Here is a 21,248-nt window from a genome sequence, read left to right as displayed (position 1 = left end):
GAGAGGCTCTCTACACGCCCGATTCCAGAAAGGCTACCGCTCGCTCTTCGGCCCAGCATCGGTTGAGCGAATGGTGCGAAAACCCGCAGTGCCCGCCGTGCCGGGGAATTTCGAGGGTTACGGCCGGGGCATTTGCCACCAAGGCCGGATTGTAGCACTCTTCGGGCAGAAACGGGTCATTTTGGGCATTCAGAATTAAGGTCGGTACGGTAATCTTGTCCAGAAAATACATCGACGCATTGTGCGCGTAATAGTCGTCGGCATCCTTAAACCCGTGAATAGGCCCACTGTAATACTCATCAAAATCGCGCATGGTTTTGATGCGGTCGATATATGACAGGTCGATGTCGTGCTGCGTTGCCTTCTCGCGGACCTTGGCAATGAGCGTTTTCAGAAACCGCTTATCGTAAATCCGATTACTCAACCGCTTGAAATGATTGGCCACCGCATCGAGGTCGAGCGGCACCGAAAACGTCACCACCCGCTTAATCAGGCTCGGGATGTTGGCTCCCTGCTCACCTGCGTACTTGAGCGTCATGTTGCCCCCGGCGCTGAACCCCAGCAGAGCCACCTCATCGTACGCGCCACTCGCCACCACCCGCCGGACAATCAGGTCAAGGTCGTCGGACTTACCAATGTGGTACGAGGTACGCAGCCGGTTCTGTTCGCCGGCGCAACTCCGAAAGTTCCAGCCGAGGGCGTCCCAGCCTGCCCCATTCAGGGCCTTCACCATGCCTTTGAGGTACGGGCGGTGGGCGTCGCCTTCGAGGCCGTGGGCCACGATGCCCAACCGCCGATTACCCCGGCGTGCCCAGTCGAGCAGGAGAAAGTCGTTATCGGGCGTGTCGATGCGCTCACGCTCGTACGTGACCCCGTCCACGCGTCGGGCCATGCTCGGCCAGATGGTTTGCAGGTGTCCATTCCAAAGGTAAACCGGGGGTTTTACCCGGTCATGCGTAACGTAGGGCATTGGTTAAGCGAACGGTTAAAACTGACTGCCTTTCTTGGCCGCCTGCGCAATCTGACCGGCATGGTACGAGTTATGGTGCATCAGAAACGCCAGCACGCCCATGCGGGTCGAAACCCCGAAAGGCGTCTGAATCTCTTCGGTCCACTGTTCGTCGGGCAAGGCCGAAATCTGCTCCGCAATCAGGGCGAAACTATCCGTTACAAACTGCTTTAGCTCGTCGAGGTCAATGGGTTGCCCGGTATCCGATACGCCACCCACCGCCCGGGTTTTGATAGTTACGGGCCTGCCAAAGATAATCTGGGCGAAGTTGTGCATGGCCTCGGCCGCGTGGAGGGCAATAAACCCGGCCGAAGCCGTTTCGGGCGTCAGTCGATTCTGGTAGTTTTCAGGGGTCAGCTTGTTGATAGGCCCTTGCGCACTTGCCTGATTGATGCGCCACAGGTTAGCCAATAATTCTCCGGTCATACAGATTTTTAGTTTATACGTTTTGGTTCAGCGTTCGTAAAAACGAGGAAACAGCCGTTTTGCTCAGACCCTGCTTGCGGTTTCGGTCCGGTCATCAATTTTCGTTTAGTCCCACACACGAAGTCAGGGCTCCGGGCGGGCGGGTGGCTGAAGCCGGGCCGAGAGTACACTCAAACCATCAATGGCTTCGGGGCCCAGGTCTTCGCGGAGCGATGCATTCAACTGTTTCCAGATTTTATGGCACCGCTTGGCCGTTATCGTGCCCGACTCGGTCAGGTGCAGCCCCGCCCGCACGTTGGCATCGAGCCAGCCGTGGCGCTGCAACAACTGAATATCGCGGCTCATAGCCGACTTCTCAATCAGCAACGCCTTTGAAAGCGTCACCTGCCGAATACCGGGCTGGGCAAAAATTCGCATCAGCAGCGCGGCCTGCGCCATCGTGACGCCCTCCCCCGCAAACGCGTCGTTGTAGCGCATCGTCACCACCCGCGCCAACATGCGCAGTCGGCCTGCTACACAGTAGTTTTCTGTTTCCACGTCGTAAAGGTAAACGGTAAAGTTGTATATGCAACTATACCGTACATCACCTACCAAATTGTTGGACTACTTCTAAATTAGGTAACAAAGGATTTCGTCGGGAATTTTTACATTTGCCGAACGTTACCGAAGTAACCTCTCCAACCGCATGAAGTCGATTGTCGCCCTTTTACTGGCCACACTGATTCTGGGAAGCAGCACGCTGCCCATTTTCAGCATCGATCAGTCGGCGCGGTGGGCACAGGTGCTCCGGCATTACGAGCAGCATCAGCAGGAGAACCCGCAACTCGGTTTCATCGATTTTCTGAGTATGCACTACGGGGCTGATTCTGAACACCAGAAACACCCTAACCACTGCCACCACGATATGCCGATCGTGGGTCATTCGGTGCCGGTATCTCCGCCCGCTATTCTGGGTTTCAGTGCCTCCCCTCTTGTGCAGATCATACCCCTCGCACAAGCTCTTTTCAAACGCCAGAACGACCTCTATTCGTTTCTGGGTGTATTCTCCCTGATTAATCCGCCCCGACGGTAGTTCGGACTCTTCGGCCGGATTCGTATGCCCGTACCTTTCGGTAACCGGGCCGTAATACCCCGATTTGGCCAGTTTGCGCACGTCGGGCCGTAGGTTTCCTCGCGTCGGCACTCCGACTCCATTTTCCGTTTATCCCCTTTCCGAACAGGCGGCCTCAGGTCGTCCTTCCCGCTTATCCCATGCTGGACAGTATCATTCATTTTTCCATCCGTAACAAGCTGATTATTGGGCTCTTTACGGCCGCCCTTGTTATCTGGGGGGGCTATTCGCTCACGCAACTCCCCATCGACGCCCTGCCCGACATTACCAATAATCAGGTGCAGGTCATCACCCGTAGCCCGGCCCTGTCGGCTACCGACGTCGAACGGCTCATTACGTTCCCGGTCGAACAAACGATGGCCACCCTACCCGACCTGGTCGAAATCCGATCGTTTTCGCGCTTTGGGCTCTCGGTGATCACCATCGTGTTTACAGAAGACACCGACGTGTACTGGGCCCGTCAGCAGGTTTTTGAACGGCTGGCGCAGGCCCGTTCGCAAATACCGCCCTCAGCCGGAGACCCCGAACTGGCTCCTGTTACGACCGGTCTGGGCGAAATTTACCAGTACGTGGTGCAGCCCAAAAAAGGGTTTGAAAAGCGTTACTCCCCCACCGAACTCCGCTCCATTCAGGACTGGATTGTCCGGCGGCAACTACTGGGCACCCCCGGCGTGGCCGACGTCAGCACGTTTGGCGGGTACTTAAAACAGTACGAAGTGGCCGTAGACCCGGCCCGGCTGGCGGCTGCGGGCGTGAGCATGAACGAGCTGTTTACGGCCCTCGACCAGAATAATCAGAACGCCGGCGGGGCCTACATCGACCGGCGGCCCAATGCCTTTTTTATCCGAACCGAAGGTCTGCTCACCAACCTCGGCGATGTAGGCAGCGTAGTGGTGAAACAAACGGGCGAAGGGGTGCCGGTACTCGTGCGCGACCTGGCCGAGGTGCAGATTGGCCATGCCGTGCGGTACGGGGCCGTCACGCGCAACGGCGAAGAAGAGGTAGTGGGCGCAGTGGTGATGATGCTGAAAGGCGAAAACTCGTCGCGCGTGATTGCCAACGTGAAAGAACGCATAACCCTGATCGAGAAGTCGCTGCCCGAGGGGGTCGAGATTGTGCCGTTTCTGGACCGAACCGACCTTGTCAACCGGGCCATCAGCACGGTATCGCGCAACCTGATCGAAGGGGCACTCATTGTTATTTTCGTACTGGTGCTCATGCTCGGCAACTGGCGGGCGGGCGTGGTGGTGGCTTCGGTGATTCCGCTGGCCATGCTCTTTGCGGTGTCAATGATGAACCTGTTTGGGGTATCGGGCAACCTGATGAGCCTGGGGGCCATCGACTTCGGCCTGATTGTGGATGGGGCCGTGATTATTGTGGAGGCTACGCTCCATCACCTCGCCATTCGCACACGGGGGCTGGGCCACCGGGCCACGCTTACGCAGGCCGAGATGGACGATGAAGTGTTTGAATCGGCCAGCCGGATTCGGTCGTCGGCCGCGTTTGGCGAGCTCATCATTCTGATTGTGTACCTGCCTTTGCTGGCTCTGGTGGGCGTGGAGGGCAAAATGTTTCGGCCGATGGCCCAAACGGTGGCCTTTGCCATTCTGGGGGCGTTTATCCTGTCGCTCACCTACGTCCCCATGCTCTCAGCCCTGTTGCTGAGCAAAAACGTGCAGCCCGAAGGCCATCAGACCATTTCGGACCGGATCATGGGCTTTTTCCATCGCATTTATGACCCAACTATCCGCTGGACACTGGCTCACCGGGGGCTGGTTGTGGGCACCGCTGTGGCCGCGTTTGTCGGGTCGCTGATGCTCTTTTCCCGGTTAGGGGGTGAGTTTATCCCGGAACTCGACGAGGGCGACTTTGCCGTGGATACCCGCCTGATTCCGGGCAGCTCCCTCTCCGAATCCATCGACGCTACGCTCAAAGCCGAGCGGATGCTCAAGGCCAAATTCCCCGAAGTAAAACAGATTGTGGGCAAAATTGGCGCGGGCGAAATTCCGACCGACCCGATGCCTATCGAAGCGGCCGATATGATGGTGATTCTGAAAGACCCGAGCGAATGGAAATCAGCCACCAACATGAACGAGATGGCCGAAAAAATGCACGCCGAACTCTCCAGGTTGCCGGGCGTCAGCTTTAGTTTTCAACAACCGATTCAAATGCGATTCAACGAATTGATGACCGGCATCCGGCAGGATGTGGCCGTAAAACTCTACGGCGAAGACCTCGCTCAACTTTCTGAATACGCCCGCCGAATTGGCCGGGTGGTGGGTGGTGTACCCGGCGCTACCGAGCTGTACGTAGAACAAGTGTCGGGCCTGCCCCAAATCGTAATCCGGTTCGACCGGGCGGCCCTGGCCCGCTTTGGTATCGCCATTAACGACGCAAACCGACTGGTACAGGCCGCGTTTGCCGGTGCCGAGGCCGGTATGGTCTACGAGGGCGAGCGCCGGTACGGGCTGGCGGTACGCCTGCGCGAGCAGAGCCGTCAGCAACTCAACGACGTGCAGAACCTCTTGCTCAGCGGGGCCAACGGGCAGGCCGTACCGCTCGGACAGGTGGCCGATGTACGGTTTGAAAACAGCGTGAACCAGATTCAGCGCGACAACGCCCAACGCCGGATTACGGTTGCCTTCAACGTGCGGGGCCGCGATGTTGAATCCGTTGTGAACGACCTCAAAGCCCGGCTCGACAAGGAAGTAAAGCTCCCGGCGGGGTATTACGTGACGTTTGGTGGGCAGTTCCAGAACCTCGAAGAAGCCCGCAAACGGCTCTCTATTGCCGTTCCGGTGGCCTTGGGGCTTATTTTCCTGCTCCTCTACTTTACTTTCGGCTCACTCCGGCAGGCGCTGCTGGTCTTTATGGCCATTCCGCTCGCAGCTATCGGGGGCATTCTGGCCCTTTGGGTGCGCGATATGCCGTTCAGTATCTCGGCCGGGGTGGGTTTCATTGCCTTGTTTGGGGTTTCGGTGCTCAACGGCATTGTGCTCATTGGCGAGTTTAATCACCTTCGGCAAGAAGGCAATCTCTCGCTTTTCGACCGGATTCTGGCCGGTACCGCCACCCGGCTGCGGCCGGTGCTGATGACCGCTCTGGTGGCATCACTCGGCTTTTTGCCAATGGCCCTCTCCACAACGGCCGGGGCCGAAGTGCAAAAACCGCTGGCCACCGTCGTGATTGGCGGGCTTATTTCGGCCACCCTGCTCACGCTGCTTGTGCTGCCCTGCCTGTACTGGTGGGAACAAAACGGATTTCGGGGCCGGAAGGGTGAATCACGGTCAACCCCGACACCAGCGGCCGGTACGGTAGCCCTCTTCGTGCTGATGGGTTTGGTAGGGCTTGGCCTCCCGAAAGCGACTGCCCAAACGCCCGCACCGGTATCCTTGCAACAGGCTATTGACCGCGCGCTGGTCGATAACGGGGCTGCCCGAATCGGCGAGCTACAGGTGGCCGTACAGCGAACCGCCCGGCCTACGGCTCTGGTTGTACCCCGCACCGATGTCACACTCCTGAGCGGCCAATACAATAGCTACCGGTGGGATAACAACCTGACAGTAGCCCAAACACTCCCCAACTTTCGGCTCAACAACCGGTTGGGCCAACTGGCCGATGCAACCATCCGTGGCAGCGAACTGGCGGCTCAGGTAACGCGCAATGAATTGCGTACGCAGGTCCGGTCGGCCTATTACCAACTGGTGTACCTCAACGAACGGGCCCGGCTGCTGGGTGGGCAAGATAGCCTGTTAGTGGAGTTCCGACGGGCTACCGACGTACGCCGACGTACCGGCGAGGGGACGGCCCTTGAGGTGGCTACGGCCGACAACCTGCTGGGTGAAGTTCGGAATCTGGTGGCGCTGACAACGGCCGATCAGGCCATTGCCCGCAACGACCTGCAAACGTTACTTCACACGACCACCCCACTCACCGTGGCCGATACTGAACTGAGTCGGCGGGCTATTCCGCCCCTGTCCGACTCTGCTCTGGCCCAAAACCCCACGCTCGCCCTGTTGCAGCAGCAAACAACCATTGCTCAGCAACAAATTGGTGTAGAACAGGCCCGGCTCCGGCCCGACCTGACCGTGGGCTATTTCAACCAGTCGCTGCGGGGGCCGCAAACCACCGATGCCGGGCAGGAACGCCTGTACGGGGGCGGCAACCGGTTTCAGGGCATTCAGGCCGGGGTTTCCATTCCGATCTTTGCCAAGGCTGGCCGGGCCCGCGTGGCTACCGCCCGGCTGGAACAACAGGTCACTGAGGCCACGCTGACGTACAACCAACGAGTGTTGCAGGGAAGTCTGGCCGCAGCCGTGCAGGAGATTCGGAAGCAACAGGCCAGCCTGTCGTACTTTGAGCAGACGGGCCTCCCCACTGCCCAACAACTGGCCGAAGGAGCCCGTAAGGCATTTCGGGCGGGCGAGATTGGGTACGTGGAGTATTCGCAAGCCCTCACCCGCTCCTACCAGACCCGCACCAACTACCTCGACACGATCAACGCCTACAACCAGGCCGTTATCATCCTCGAAGGACTGCTGGGGCAGTAAGTGATTGAGTGATTGAGTGAATGAGTGATTGAGCGGGCGCGCAGCCTGAATGAGTGCATCAAACTCATTGTTCATTCTGCATTATCCATTCCTCATTGTTCATTCCACATTATTCATTATTCATTACGAACAATTCCGTCCATGAACTATATAGCCATTGCCCTGATACTTACCCTTTCCTTCGCCTGTAAGCCTAAAACTGAGTCGGGGGAGAGTACCGATAAACCGACAACCGAAGCCACTGCCCAAACCCCGGCGGATTCGGCCGAGGCACCTTCCGACGAGGTGATTCTGACGGCCGACCAGATTCGGCTGGCGGGCGTCGCCACGGGTCCGGTTGAGTACCGCAACCTGAGCCAAACCCTCGCCCTGAACGGCCGGGTGGTGGCCGGTGCCCAGAATCGGGTATCTATTTCAGCCCTGCAAGGTGGGTTTGTTCGCCAGATCACCCTGTTGCCCGGTCAACGGGTGCGCAAAGGGCAGGTGCTGGCGCGGGTCGAAAACCCCGACCTGATTCAGGTGCAACAGGACTACGCCGAAAACCGCGCCCGCCTAACCTACTTAGAGGCCGAATACGCCCGGCAGCAAGAGCTGAGCCGCGAAAATGTGGGGGCTCTGAAGGTATTTCAGCAAACCAGTGCCGACCTCAACGCCACCCGCGCCCGCCTGAGCGCGCTCGCCCTGCGCATCCGCCGGTTGGGTCTCTCGCCCGAATCGGCCACGAAAGGGCAGTTTACGAGCACCTATACCGTCAGCTCACCCGTCAACGGTGTGGTGACCGAGGTGCCCGCTAATCTGGGCCAGTACGTACAACCCGCCGACGTCATTGCCCAGTTGGTAGGCACTGATCAGCTGTTTGCCGAACTGACTGTGTTTGAAAAAGACCTGCCTCTGGTTCAGGAGGGCCAACGGGTACGGGTGCGGCTGGCGGGCGCAGGCCGGGGCGAACAAACGGCCCGGATTTACCTCATTAACCGCAGCATCGACACCGACCGTTCGGTTCGGGTACTGGCCCGGTTTGAGGGAGGCTCATCGGCGGCTACCTTCCCGCCCAACGCGTTTTTGCAGGCCGTTGTGGAGCTGGGGGCCAACCGCTCACCCGCCCTCCCCGAAGGAGCCATCGTGTCGTCGGAGGGGAAGGAATATATTTTTGTTGCACAGACTCCGCAGGGCGGCAATACACCTTACAAGGCCCTGCCGATCCGCCGGGGCGTTACCGAAGATGGATACTCGGCCGTTGTGCTACCCGCCGGTTTCGACCCGGCCCAAACACCGGTGGTTGTCAAAGGTGCCTACGCTATTCTCTCGCAATGGAAAGGCGGAGGGGAGGAAGAATGATTGAGTGAATGAGCGAAACGCATTATTCATTCCCCATTATTCATTATTCATTCCCCCATCCCCATTTCTCACAACATTTTCAACTGTTGTACTACGGCCCGAATCGACTGTTCAAATTCATGGAGAAGCACCCCCAGCTCTTCGGATTTGGTATCGGTTTGGGCCATTTTTTCAATTTGACGAATAACTACGCCCTGTCCTTTTACCTCCAGATTGTCGATTGACGGTTTGATTCGGTGGGCCAGTTCGCGCACCGTTTTCATGTCGCCATTATCGTGGGCGGTTATCATACGCGACGCAATGGCGGGCGTTTCCCGACAAAACAGCTCGACCATAAGCCCGATAAACTCACGGTTGCCACGGCCCACAGCCTCCAGTTTTGCGAGGCTGTAAAGCACCGGCGGGGGCGGTTCGCACGGGGCCGAATGCCCTGAGTCCAGCCAACGCGTAAGCTGATTCAGGAGGGCGCGTTCCTCAAAGGGTTTGGCCAGAAAATCGTTCATACCGGCGCTATAACAGGCTTCTTTCTCGCTGCGGATAGCACTGGCTGTGAGGGCAATAATTGGCAGTGTGGAGCTGATGTCGCGCCGAATGAGCCGGGTAGCTTCCAACCCATCCATCACAGGCATTTGTACGTCCATCAACACCAGATCAAACGACTCCTGCAGCAGGGTACTTACGGCCTGCTTGCCATTAACAACCTCGGTAATCTGTACATTGTACGGCTTGAGAATCATTTTCACCACCAGCCGATTCATCTCGTTATCTTCAACCAGCAGAATCCGTTTCCCCGGCAAAAAGCCTTCCTGCGGAGTCAACTGTTCCTGCTTGTTCATATCCGCCGTATGGCCAATGGGGAAACTCAGCCGAACGGTTACGGTTGTGCCTTTTTGGGGCCCACTCTCAACCGCAATGGTCCCACCCATGAGGCCAACCAGTTGCTTCGTGATGCTCATACCCAGACCAGTTCCGCCATATCGGCGCACAATGCTACCGTCTTCCTGCGTAAACGTATTGAAAATCTTCTCTTTGAAATCAGGATCAATGCCGATACCAGTATCAATCACCTGTAGCTCTACCTCCTGCACCCCCTCTTTCTGCCAACCCAGGCAAGCCACCGTTACCCGACCCTGATCGGTAAATTTGAGGGCATTGCCCAGCAGGTTGACTAAAATCTGATTGAGCCGATAAGGATCACCGAGCAAGACCGGCGCAATACCCGAATCGATGCGCGTAACCAGTTCGAGTTGCTTTTCTTCGGCCTGATGCGCCAGCACATGCACCGCCCCCTTCACCAACTCCGGCAGGTTGAACCCGATTTGTTCGAGCGAAAGCTGACCGGCTTCAATCTTCGAAAAATCCAAAATATCGTTCAGAATCACGAGCAGATTACTGGCCGCCGTGTTGATCGTTGTCAGCAAAAACTGCTGGCCTTCGGTGAGGGTCGTTTTGGTCAGCTGCTGCCCCAGGCTCAGAATGGCATTCATCGGCGTCCGAATCTCGTGGCTCATGTTGGCCAGAAACAGTTCTTTAGCCCGCGAGGAGTCTTCGGCCTGTTGCTTGGCAATGCGCAATTCGGATTCCAGCTGTTTTTGCTTTGTAATGTCGAGATGAATACCCGTTGAGCCAATCACCTCGCCCGTATCAGCGTATACGGGGGCCCCACTGATGAGCCACCACATGGCTTCGCCATGCTTGTTCTGAACGGCTATCTCATAGGTGTCCGTGGCACCCATCAGCCGACTTTCGTTCTTCGACTTAATAAAGTCGGAGGTACGTCCGCCCAGCATAATCTCGCTGGCAACCCGGCCAATCAGCTCGTCGGGTTCGTAGCCGCTCATCGCGCAAAAACTCTGATTGGTGTACACCACTCGCTCGTCGAGATCAACCTCAATGAGGCCCAGGTTCATGTTTTCGATGATGCGCTGGTATTTTTCGCGTTGCCGCTGTGAAGCATCCTCGGCCCGTTTCCGGCGCGAAATATCGGAGTATTTCCAGAGGTTACCGGCAAACGCGCCGTCGATCATTAGGGGGATGTAATCTCGCTCAAACGTCCGGCCGTCGGCCAGTTCCATTTCTTCGCCCAGCACCGGCTGTCGCTCGGTCAGAATCTGATTCACCCGACTGACAAACGTATCGGGCGTCCGAAAAAACGACTTGTACTGCTCTACCATAGAGCGGCAGTCGAGGCCCGTCAGCGTATCCGGCGAGTCGGAAATCCGGAACATATCACAAAACTTGCCGTTGGCCACCACCACTGTGCGGTGTTCGTCTTCGAGCAGCACCCCTTCCTGCAATTGAGCCACCAAATTAGCCAATCGGCTTGCCTGACGGCTCAGCCGGTGTTCCTGCTGATGGTGATCGGTCAGAATAGTCGATACCCCCCGGAGCAGCAACGGCTGCCCCTCGGCCGAGTAACCGAACACCCGCCCCCGGTCGAGGAGGTAATAATAGCCGCCATTGTACCCACGAATCCGGTACGTGACCCGAAAATGGACTTGCCGCCCCAACCGGCAGGCTTCCTGCTCATACAGCCAGGTCTGTAAGTCCTGCGGGTGCACCAGCGTTTGCCAGTCGGCGGGGGGTTGGCTGTCGGCCGGGTAACCCAGGCACTGGTAGTAAATTGGCGATCGGTGCAGTTGATCCGACCGCAGATCGACCGACCAGTTAGCCTCACCAAGCCCATCAAACAGCGATTGCCATTGGGTATCAAGTCTATTTTTTTCATCCTCAAGCGCCTTAATCTGCGCTTCGAGTTGTTTTTGCTGAGCCAGTAACTGGTCAATCTGATTCTTGGGCATACCCACTGAAAGTTCGGCAGAAGGTATTGTAAACGAAGCCAATGGCTGTTCCATACCTGGTCAATGTTGGGAAACGGGGAGAGGTACTTGTTTTTTCAAATGAGCGAGAGTTCGTTATTCTGAATCATCTTATAAATCGTCGATTTGCCAATGTCCAGCTTTGCCGCGACCAGCACGACATTGTTATCGTACCGTTTCAGGTGCGACCGAATGATCTGAATCATGTACTGACGCAGCGTACCGCCCTCGGGCTCCACAGAGAGTTGGGAGACCGGATGGCTGGTCATCAGCAGGTCATCGGGCCCGATAATCTGCCCGTCGGACATGACAGCGGCCATCTGCACCAACGCCCTCAGCTCGCGAACGTTGCCCGGAAACCCGTACCGGAGCAGTTTTGCCGTAGCCGGGGGAGCAAAGGCGGGCGGAGTCATGCGGTTTTCGTGGCAAAAATCATCCAGAAAATGCCGGGCCAGCAACATAATGTCCTCGGGGCGGTCGCGGAGGGGTGGCAGGGCAATTGGCAGGCCCATAAGCCGGTAATATAAATCCTCGCGAAAACGCCCCTGCCGGACCTCTTCGAGCAGGTTTTTGTGCGAAGCCACCACCAATCGAATATCCAGCCCCACGCGCTCAGAGCCGCCCACCCGTACCAGTTCGCGTTCCTGCAATACCCGCAGCAGCTTGCTTTGCAACGACGGGTCCATTTCGGCAATCTCGTCGAGAAACAGTGTGCCTTTATTCGCTTCTTCAAACCGGCCAATCTTGCGGCTTACAGCCCCGGTAAACGCCCCTTTTTCGTGACCAAACAACTCGCTTTCAACCAGTTCACGCGGAATAGCGGCCATATTAACGGCCACAAACGGTCGTTTGTCCCGGTCGGAATAGTCGTGAATAGCCCGGGCAACCAGTTCTTTTCCAGTACCGGTTTCGCCCGTGATCGACACGTTGATGTTGGTTCGGGCGGCCTTCCCGATCAGGGCAAACACCTTCCGAATAGCGGGGCTGTTGCCGATAATGAGCGGACAACCCACCGGACCACTGCCCAGCGGATCGGGTGCCATTTCTACCTCCGACAAAACGGGTTGCCCTTCCCTGATTTTCAGAATCGCGTTCCAGAGCAGGTCTTTGGTCCGGTCGTCTTTCACAAAATAATCGTGTACGCCAGCCTGCAAAAGCGCCACGGCTGTTTCGACATCCTGCTGCTCGCTAATGACGATAACGGGCGTGTTCGGAAGCCGCTCCCGAATCCGCGCAAACAGTTGTGCACCGTCGGTATCGGGCAGCGAATAGTCGATCGTTATCAGGTGAGGTGGGTTCTCGGCGATCTGATTCAGGCACGCTTCACCCGTCACAAATCGGTGAAGTTCGTAGTCTGGATTAAGCGACAGATGGTATTTCAGCACTTCGCCATACCAGGGATCATCCTCAACAATGAAAATGCGGTAAGGACCCGACTCCTTCATAAAACATATAGGTTACCCAAAAGAAACTACTTACGATTCAATACATATGAACAAAGCAAATATGATTAAAATTTGTTTCAAATTGCCAGAATCAGGCAATATTTAGCACTATTTAATATACAAGCCCAGCTTTTACTATTCATTATCAATTAGTTACTTTCCAGCTTCTTAACCAGTCTATAACTTTGAAGGAACGAATGGCTCAGCTGAATCAGCGCCGTATAGCCTATTGTAACCCCAATTTGCCCGATAAAGACGGTAGATATACTCAGGAAATATAACGCAACGGGCGACAGAATCACAACCAGACTATGAACGCTCAGTAACCGGAGGGTAATTTCAGAGTGAGCAAACCGGTGTTTAAGTAGCCAGTGATGCATATGATTTCGGTCGGCGGCAAACGGCGAATTGCCCCGCATCATGCGGCTGCCAAATACCCGAAGGGCGTCAATTACCGGTAGCATACAACAGGCCGTGATGAGGCACAATGCCTGGGGAGCGTAGGCGTTGGCCTGCCCATACGCCCCCTCCATCAGTGCCATACCGATGCTAACCATCAGAAACCCCAGCACCACCGACCCACCATCGCCCATAAACAGGCGGGCCGGTCGCCAGTTGAACTTCAAGAATGCCAGTAACGCCCCGGCCAGCGGACACAACAACGCCAGCCAGCCGGGCTGATGCAGAAACCACGCCAGGCCCGACAGCACCAGCGTATTGAGTAAGGCCAGGCTCCCGGCCAGCCCATCGATGCCGTCGATGAGGTTAAATGCATTGGCCATACCGGTCAGAATGAGCATGGTGAGACCATACTGCACCAGCAGCGGCAGGGTCTGAATCCCGAACAATCCGTGCAACGACGTAAGCCGGATCCCGTAATGGGTAACCGCCAGCGCGCACCCCAGCTGGATACATAACCGAACCAGAGCGGGCAGGTTGAGCCGATCATCAATCACCCCGGTGACCATCAGCACCAGCGATGCCAGAATCAATACGGGTTGTTGCCCGGCGAGCACCTGCATAGGCGTGTATAACACCGACACCGCTAACAGGGCCAGCCCAATGGTTAGCCCCCCGATAGCCGGAATCAGCTGCTGATGAACCTTTCGACTATTGGGCCGATCGACCAGCCCCAGCCGGGGGCTCAACCGAATCAGTACGGGCAACAAGGCCCAGCAAACGCCAAGGCCCAGAACAAAACCAAGCAAGCGCAGGGGTATTCCGTCAAGTTCAGTGGGAATCACGGGGAGTAAAAGTTTACGGTTTGCAGATTACGGTTTACAGTTGGGGCACTTATTCACTCATTCATAAAAATGCGAGGGGGCTTTCAAATGGGCCAGCTCCGACTCGACGAGCCAATCGGCCGGTAAGCGCCGACCGGCCAACGACGTCAGCTTGCTCTTGTGGGGGCTCTGAATCACTTTCCGCACCAGAAACGCGTATTTCTGCGCAATGACCGCCCAGGTGTACCGCCGGTAAGCAATGGTTTTCATGGACTCGGCCTGCCGCAGGAGTTCGGCCACCGAGGTTTGCTGAATATGCTCCACCAACTCGCGGGCCGACCGGAAAAACAAGGCCTGGTTTTCGGTCGTGGTGCGGTTGTAATTCACGTCATAGGCAATGACGGGCAAACCGAGGTACATGGCCTCCACCAGCGACGGGTTGGTACCGCCCGCGCTATGTCCGTGAATGTACACGAGGCAGTTGCTACGCAGCAGGTCGAGTTCGCGCTGATTATAGATCGGGTCCAGAAGCAACAGGTTAGCGTGCTTCTCGTAGCGGGTGCGGAGGTCGATGCCGTACTCGCTGTTGGCCCAGTTACCCACCAGCACGAGCGTATGCCGGGGCAGTTGGGCAAAGGCTTCGAGAATCAGGTGAATGTTGTTTTCGGGCTCAATCCGGCACACGGTAAAGGCATACGGCCGGCTCAGAAATGGGTACTTCTCGCGGTCCGTAGCATTAGGACTTACCGACAGGGTGTGGTCGGCCCCGTACTCGATAATATTGCTGAGGGTTTTGTAGCGAATGGCCGTGTAGTTCTGAATCGACTCGTTATCGGCAATATCGGCATGCGAATAGCGCACGGCCATCCACTCGGCAGCCCAGAGGTACCAGCGCGCCAATTTGCTCCATTTGTTGCGCTTCCATTCAATGCCGTCAATGGAGATCACGATTTTTTTGCGGGTAAACCACCGTACAAACGGCAACATCATCCCCCCGCTTACGCCCAGAATCAGGAGCACGTCGGCGTACAGCAGGGCGTGCAGAATACTCACGCAGTCGTACACAATACTTTGCAGCCCGTTGGCGTCGAAGGGCAGATAAATAAGCCGGGCCCCTTTGTAATGGGTCTTTCGTTGCTCGGGGGTGTATTTTTTGGCGGTGCAGTAAACCGAGATGTCCAGTTCGGTGCCAAGCTGGTCTACCAGATGTTCGGCCAGGGTTTCGAAGCCGCCGTATTTGGCGGGCACTCCTACCGTTCCAATGATTGCTACTGAGGTCTTTTTCATCGAATTCGATGCATACGCTTGAATGGTGACAAAATTGAGTACCTAATCCGTGCCAAACCGCTCAGAGGGCATTATACCCCCTTTTTCGGGCCTGAACGGGCGTGTTTACTCCCGATTCTGGACAACGTTTTCCAGCCTGTGTATTAAGTGCGTATCGGACAAACCAAACGCGGCAGCCATACTCTGACGAAAGCGGGCAGGCCCGAAAAACCGAGCCCGTTTGCGGGCTGCTTCGGCCATCTGGAGATACAACTGTATGTCGGACGACAGTTGCCCCAGCGACTTTACGAGGGCGGGCATCCGGTTCACATCAATTTTGAACCCTTCGCGGCCGTCGTCAATCAGCTCACAAATGCCGCCCACCGTGGGTGTAATGACTGGTCGCCCGCAGGCCATCGCTTCCAGAATTGTCATGCCGAAGGTTTCGACCCAGGCATCAGGATGCGACAGGTTCAGCACCACGTGTGCCTGTCGGTAAAACGGAATGGTATCAGTCTGCGCCGGGTACACGGTGCAGTTGGCAGGCGGGTGGGTCTGTGCAACAAAGTCCGCTACGCCGTTCGGGTCGGTGTTGAGCACCAGCAAAAACCGGATGTGCGGCAGTTGACGGGCGCAGGCCACCAACTCGTTGATACCCTTGTAGGCTTTGTTGGAACACAGCATCAGAGCCGTAAACGGCGTTACCATGTTGGGCGTACTGATTCGGGTGGCTTCTACCCAGAACCGGTCGGGCAGGGTGTTGTACACCAGTTGGGCGGAGGGCCGGCGGAGGGCCGTTTGCTGCCGGGTGTACTCCGACACAAACAGGGCCCGCTGAGCCGTACGGTCGGCCACCCACCGCAGCCCGTCTCGCAACAGGCGGGGCCGGATACTGACCTCGTGCACGTGGTATGTGACGGGGCACCGCCGAACCTTGCCCGCCAGCGCAGCCCCAAACGGTAGCAGGGTATTAATGTACAACTGGTCGCCGGGCCGGAGAAAAAATAGCAGCCGGACAAAGAGCCGTACCTGCACCCCCAGAAAATTGAGCAGGGTTACGAGTTTACTCGGCGACCATCGGTACCCAAGCGGGTGCGTATTGGCACTGGGGAAGTCGCTCAGAAACCCACCGGTAGACGCGGTCGCGGTAAACAGCTCGACCGAATACCCCGATTGCTGGAGGGCTTCGAGGGCCTGCCTGAACACAAGCGGGCTCCCGCTCCAGTCGTTGAGGAGATGCACCGCAACCAGACGTTTGGAAGACATAGTTTAGCTCTGTTTAAAATTGAATGTATAGTGTAGAATGCAGAACAAACAATAAACAATCTGATAATCAGCATACTAATCCATCATTCGTTGTGCGTTATTCATTCTACATTACGCATTGTACATTATGCATTATCCATTCATTCAGCTAGTTTGGATACCCGGAATCCCGGCGTAAATCTGCCGGATCTGCTCGCCCCGCACCGACCAGGCAAAGGCCGTCTCGAAGCGTTGGCGAGCCAGTTGGCTTTCGTGTCGGAGATAGTCGGGGTGCCGAAACAGCCGGAGCAGATGCCGGGCCATTTGGACCTCTCCAGCCGTCAGATCGGTGTCAGGCACACGCAGCTCGGAGTCGGGCGGCACCAGTTGACCGGGGCCTTCGTTGTCCCAGCAAAGCACTGGCAGGCCGTAGCTCATGGCCTCGGCCACCACCATGCCCGCCCCTTCGTGCGACGGAAACAGGAATACCGATGCCGACCGGTAGCAGTCGGCCACCTCGTGTTTGGGCAACCAATTGATGATGTCGGTGCAGTCCATAAGCCCCTCCTGCGCCAGCAACTGACGGATCAAAGGTTCGGCGGGTCCACTGCCCACCAGCGTTAGCCGAACGCGGCTTTGTTCGGCCCGGCTCAGTTGCCGGTGAAATTGGCCAAAAGCCCGCACCGTACTGGTAAACCCTTTGAGTGGCACAAACCGCCCCACCGAAAGCACCCGAAAACAGTCAGCTTCGGATGTATCAACCTCTGCCGAACCAGAACCAGTCGGCACCATCTCTGCCAGCGAAACGGGCTCAGAGGCCACGGAGGGCACAATTGTGTAGCGATGCGGGGCAAGCCCCAGCACCCGAGCCGCCGACGGATTCATGCAGAGCACATGGGCCGCCCGACGTTTGGTTAGGCTCAGAAACGGGTCCAGCGCCCAAAACGCCCGCTTGAGTGCCCAAAGGAATCGGTCTTTCAGCAGGGCACCGCGCCCAAACGGACGCAGAGCGGCTTCGGGCACGGCCGGATGGTGTCCCACCGGCCCCCACACGAGCGGCTTGCCCAGCAACCAGAGAAACGTGGGCGTCCAGTCGTTATGAAAATTGAGGTTGTGAACCAGCTGCACGGGCAACCTTTGGGGCCACAGCCACAAGGCCAGACTCAGTTGCCAGCCATAATAGTAGATCATGGACAGCAAAGGCCCTTTTTTCCAGAAACGCAGCCAGGCAGGCCAGTCGAAGTACAGAAACCGAATCCGTTGCCGCAACGAGTCCAGCTCAGGGTGTTCGGCCCAGTACCGGTCGATGGCGGGTTGGTTGTTGGCTCGGGTTACGGCAATCACCTGCGCACTTCGGGCAATCTGGAGGATAAAATTCCAGCCCATGCCGTCTTCGGAGCCTTTGTAGGGATTCACGGCATAGGCCGTTACGAGTACCGTTTTCATGCCTGTACCGGGTTAGATGGAACACCCTCTGCCGGCACCCGCGACCGAATAAGCCGGGCCGGTACCCCACCAATCAGGCTGTTTGCCGGAAAACTCCGGGTTACCACAGCCCCAGCCGCCACCACGCAGCCCGACCCGAGCGTAACCCCACTGAGCACCGTAACCTTGCTGCCAATCCAGCAGTCGGACCCGATCTGAATGGGCAGCCGGTCGACGCCCTGCAACCGAATCGGCACCGTTGGGTCGTCGAATCGGTGATTTTCGGGGTGGCAGCTGAAATACTGCCCGATAATGCAGTCATCGCCGATACTGAGCCCCCCGGCCCCGCCCAGATACGCAAACTCGCCAATACCCACCCGGTTGCCAATCCGAATGTACTCGCCGGGGTTGTCGAGCGTTGTCGACACAATCAGTCGGCTAAACGCCCCGATGCTCACCCCATCGCCGAGCCAGATCCCCCCGGTGCTCAGGGCCGAACAATACACCCCATCGCCCAGCTTCAGAAACCGACCCCAGCGAATCTGAGCGAGGTTAAAAAACCGGACGCCCCGGCCCCGCAGCATCCACCGGGGTGTTCGGCCCCATAGCAGCACACGCCCTCCGCGAGCCAGCGCACCCAGCTGTTGCAGACCGAACGACGCGATTACCCCCAGCCCCAGGGCGCTTGAAAACCGGAACTGCGGGTTACGGAGCCGGATTAACCGTTCGAGTACAGAACTGATCATAACGAATAGGTTTGAATACGGTCGATAATCAGACGGATGGTGCGGGGTAATTGCCGGTTGAGCACGGGCAGGTACTCCGACGACGGGTACCGCTCCTGCAACTCGCTGAACAGTTGCAGATATTGATCCGTCAGTTCGGTGATGGTGGCCGCGTCGAGTTCCTGTTTCCGGCGCAGAATTTCGTCGGCCGGGGCGTAGAGAAACACATTGAGCCGGGGCTTGAGCAACAGACTGTACAACCGGCGGGCTAAGCCCTTGGGCAGGTTGATGTTGCTCCGGCGACCGTCGTTGATAAAATCGAAGTAGTACCGATCGTACAGAACAATGTAGCCCCGCCATACGTACTTCACCTGAATGTAAAACTGCCCGAACAGGTAGTCGGCGTAGTAGTACCCAAACCGTAACAGCGACGACAACCGACTTTGGTTGGTACCCTGCCGGGGCAGGGTGTCGGCCGCCCGTTGTTCGGCCTGCTGCTTGCCGTATTTCCAGGCACTCAGAATTGGCAATACCGACGGCCGGTGCCGCAGCACCACCACGCGGTGCCGCAATCGCTTCTCGATCTGATACCGGGTTTGCTCAATCACGGTCGATTTTCCGGCCCCGTCGACTCCGCTGAACGTGACCACCAGCCCCCGCCGGGGCCGGAACGAACTAAGTGTATCGGCCGCGTAATTGATCCGGTTGAACAGCCCCCGCCAACCCCGGTTTTGGGGCATCTGCCGGATTTGCATCAGCTCATCGGTCGCCGTCATGGTAGCCTCTGATGCGCCGTACAGCCTCTGATACCGCTCGGGGATGGGTGCCTTGTTGAGCCGGTAAAACCGTTGAATGAATTGCATAGCGTGTTCGTTACGGGGTAAATTGAGACCGTGGGGCGCGGTGGTAGCCTGCTCCCAGACCGGCCCGGCATTCATGAATTCGATTTGTTTCCGCTTGAATCGCCAAAGCAGATCAATGTGCAGCCGGGTCCGGTCGGGGCACTGAACATGAAGCTGCGCCATAAAACTGCGTGACTCCACCACGCCCTGCTCCCAGAGCGGGTGTTTCTGTAAATAATCAGTCAGCCGGGTGGCCTCCAGTTGGGGTAAACACAAATCCAGATCCGATGACTCAGGCAGGTCGATCAGTTGCCGATGGGTGAACTTGAGCGCGGCATGGGGCCGACCGTGCAACCAGAACGCCAGATCGTACAGAAGCAATTGCCGGTCGGCCAGTACGTGCCGCCGGTGGAGCCAGTAGGTCAAGGCGTCGTTCCAGGTCTGGAGGAGCCAGTGAATCTGCCCATGCCAGTCGGTTTGCTCACTGTACACGCCCAAGTAGTACGTGACCGTGTAGATGAGGTAAAGCATTTCGGCTTCCTCGGTATCCAGGTCGTAGGCATCGCCCGCGGGTTGCCATTCGGGGCGGCTCAGCAGGGCGTCCACCTCCCGCCGAATAGCTCCGTAGCCCCGGTTTCCCACCAGGATAGCCGACTGATACACATAATGAAACAGATCGTACCAACCCGGCAGGGCGTCGTGCTGCAACTCCCAGTCGAACACACACAGCCGATGGTCACGTACCATCACGTTCCAGGGCGTGAAATCGCCATGTGCCGACGCCACCGGTACGAATTGCCGGTCGTCGAGACTACCCATGAGCCGGTCGAGCTTGTCAATGAGACTGACAGGCAGCCGTGCGTCGTTGCGGTCGCGCAACCGGGCCAGCCGTTGGCGGGTCTGTTGCCAGAAAACGGTGTCGCGCAGGGGCTGCTGCTGCCAGTCGCGATGAAGCAGTTCGGTGAGCCCGGCCACTGGCAAATCGGTAAATGAACCGGCCGGGCGGGATGGCGTCGCGCCCATGTCTTCCTGCACGAGCACACCCTGCCGGTAGCCCAGCAGTTGGGGAACATCGACTTGTTGGAACGGTTGTGCCTGCACCCGACGGAGTGCCCGCGCTTCGCGACGTAAGTTGCACACAGCCGGGGGCGCCAGGGCAATTTTGACAAACCCACCCGCAGCCTGACCGTCGTTATACCAAATCACCAGCTTACGATTGGGTCCGGCCGTTCCGGTGAACAACGCCCACCGCTCAGCCCGTTGCCGCAACCATTGGGCACCCGTGGGTGTGGTGTACAACGTGATCGGTTCGTGCGCAACCAGCCGACCCAGCCCCCAACGGAACAGGATTTGGGTTACGCGCACAAACAGGCGCCCCCGTACCCCACCCGGATGGTAAAACCGGAGAAAATGGGGCGACTTAGCCCCGGCCGGCCACAACCAACGGATGGTGCCGTCGGGGTTGCGGAACAACTGACAGGGCAACGGCTCCGAATGGGTCGCCGACCGAACCGCAGCCAGCGGGACACCCAACCGACCCAACCCGGCCTGTAACCGGCTCACATCTGACGCGTAGCGATATTCATTCATAAGTACCAGGACAAAATCGAATGTATAGTGTATGATGCACAATACAGAACGGTAACTAATAATCTGACAATCAACAGAATGAACCTCATTTATAGTACATTCTTCACTTCTGGACCTTCGGACTTCAGACACTGGGCGTTAGACTTATTACCATTCTGTAGGGAGGTCTAATGTCCAGTACTGAGGGGGCATTGTCCATTCACTTAATTTCAAAGACTTTATACCACCCACTAG

General features: G+C 57.3%; 14 protein-coding genes. 3 read left to right on the top strand and 11 right to left on the bottom strand.

Annotated features, from left to right (window positions below):
- Positions 1-10: 10 nt before the first annotated feature.
- The 3 genes from F5984_RS21675 to F5984_RS21665 form a co-directional block, all read right to left on the bottom strand.
- Positions 11-970 (bottom strand): YheT family hydrolase, encoded by a 960-nt coding sequence (locus F5984_RS21675; protein WP_152126305.1) that lies wholly within the window; start codon positions 968-970, stop codon positions 11-13.
- 15 nt (positions 971-985) lie between these two features.
- Positions 986-1,435, bottom strand: a complete 450-nt coding sequence (locus F5984_RS21670) for a DinB family protein (protein WP_152126304.1) — start codon at positions 1,433-1,435, stop codon at positions 986-988.
- 123 nt (positions 1,436-1,558) lie between these two features.
- Positions 1,559-1,972, bottom strand: coding sequence for a MarR family winged helix-turn-helix transcriptional regulator (locus F5984_RS21665; protein ID WP_246169242.1), 414 nt, complete (start codon positions 1,970-1,972; stop codon positions 1,559-1,561).
- A gap of 148 nt (positions 1,973-2,120) precedes the next feature.
- Here F5984_RS21665 and F5984_RS21655 point away from each other — a divergent pair, with 148 nt between their 5' ends.
- The 3 genes from F5984_RS21655 (at position 2,121) to F5984_RS21645 (ending at position 8,434) form a co-directional block, all read left to right on the top strand.
- Positions 2,121-2,507, top strand: coding sequence for a hypothetical protein (locus F5984_RS21655; protein WP_152126303.1), 387 nt, complete (start codon positions 2,121-2,123; stop codon positions 2,505-2,507).
- Positions 2,508-2,686: 179 nt separating this feature from the next.
- Positions 2,687-7,096, top strand: a complete 4,410-nt coding sequence (locus F5984_RS21650; protein WP_152126302.1) for a CusA/CzcA family heavy metal efflux RND transporter — start codon at positions 2,687-2,689, stop codon at positions 7,094-7,096.
- A 141-nt stretch (positions 7,097-7,237) separates the two neighbouring features.
- Positions 7,238-8,434, top strand: a complete 1,197-nt coding sequence (locus tag F5984_RS21645) for an efflux RND transporter periplasmic adaptor subunit (RefSeq protein WP_152126301.1) — start codon at positions 7,238-7,240, stop codon at positions 8,432-8,434.
- Positions 8,435-8,502: 68 nt separating this feature from the next.
- Here the strand turns inward: F5984_RS21645 and F5984_RS21640 are convergent, their stop codons facing one another.
- The 8 genes from F5984_RS21640 to F5984_RS21605 all read right to left on the bottom strand — a co-directional run bounded on the left by F5984_RS21640 (position 8,503) and on the right by F5984_RS21605 (position 21,014).
- Positions 8,503-11,289, bottom strand: coding sequence for an ATP-binding protein (locus tag F5984_RS21640; protein ID WP_152126300.1), 2,787 nt, complete (start codon positions 11,287-11,289; stop codon positions 8,503-8,505).
- A gap of 41 nt (positions 11,290-11,330) precedes the next feature.
- Entirely contained in the window at positions 11,331-12,698 is a 1,368-nt protein-coding gene (locus F5984_RS21635; protein ID WP_152126299.1) for a sigma-54-dependent transcriptional regulator, read from the bottom strand.
- Between the two features lie 149 nt (positions 12,699-12,847).
- Positions 12,848-13,942, bottom strand: coding sequence for a glycosyltransferase family 4 protein (locus F5984_RS21630; RefSeq protein ID WP_246169239.1), 1,095 nt, complete (start codon positions 13,940-13,942; stop codon positions 12,848-12,850).
- A 57-nt stretch (positions 13,943-13,999) separates the two neighbouring features.
- Positions 14,000-15,208 carry a DUF1972 domain-containing protein gene (locus tag F5984_RS21625; RefSeq protein WP_152126298.1) on the bottom strand — a complete coding sequence of 403 codons (1,209 nt, stop codon included), beginning with the start codon at positions 15,206-15,208 and terminating at the stop codon, positions 14,000-14,002.
- A gap of 105 nt (positions 15,209-15,313) precedes the next feature.
- Positions 15,314-16,453: a glycosyltransferase family 4 protein gene (locus tag F5984_RS21620; protein WP_152126297.1), complete on the bottom strand. Its 1,140-nt coding sequence runs from the start codon at positions 16,451-16,453 to the stop codon at positions 15,314-15,316.
- Positions 16,454-16,597: 144 nt separating this feature from the next.
- A complete protein-coding gene (locus F5984_RS21615) occupies positions 16,598-17,878 on the bottom strand; it encodes a glycosyltransferase (RefSeq protein ID WP_152126296.1) in 1,281 nt (426 codons plus the stop codon).
- The gene (locus F5984_RS21610) at positions 17,875-18,603 is read right to left on the bottom strand and encodes an acyltransferase (RefSeq protein ID WP_246169237.1); all 729 of its coding nucleotides are present in this window, start codon (positions 18,601-18,603) and stop codon (positions 17,875-17,877) included. Before F5984_RS21610 ends, F5984_RS21615 begins: the two co-directional genes overlap by 4 nt.
- Complete coding sequence (locus tag F5984_RS21605) at positions 18,600-21,014, bottom strand: hypothetical protein (protein ID WP_152126295.1); 2,415 nt, start codon at positions 21,012-21,014, stop codon at positions 18,600-18,602. The genes F5984_RS21610 and F5984_RS21605 overlap by 4 nt, the downstream gene beginning before the upstream one ends.
- Positions 21,015-21,248 lie beyond the last annotated feature (234 nt).

The organism is Rudanella paleaurantiibacter (assembly GCF_009184635.1).
In the GTDB taxonomy this organism is placed as follows: Bacteria; Bacteroidota; Bacteroidia; order Cytophagales; family Spirosomataceae; genus Rudanella; species Rudanella paleaurantiibacter.
Note: the sequence above shows the minus strand (reverse complement) of the source record. Positions and strands in the feature narration are given on the sequence as shown.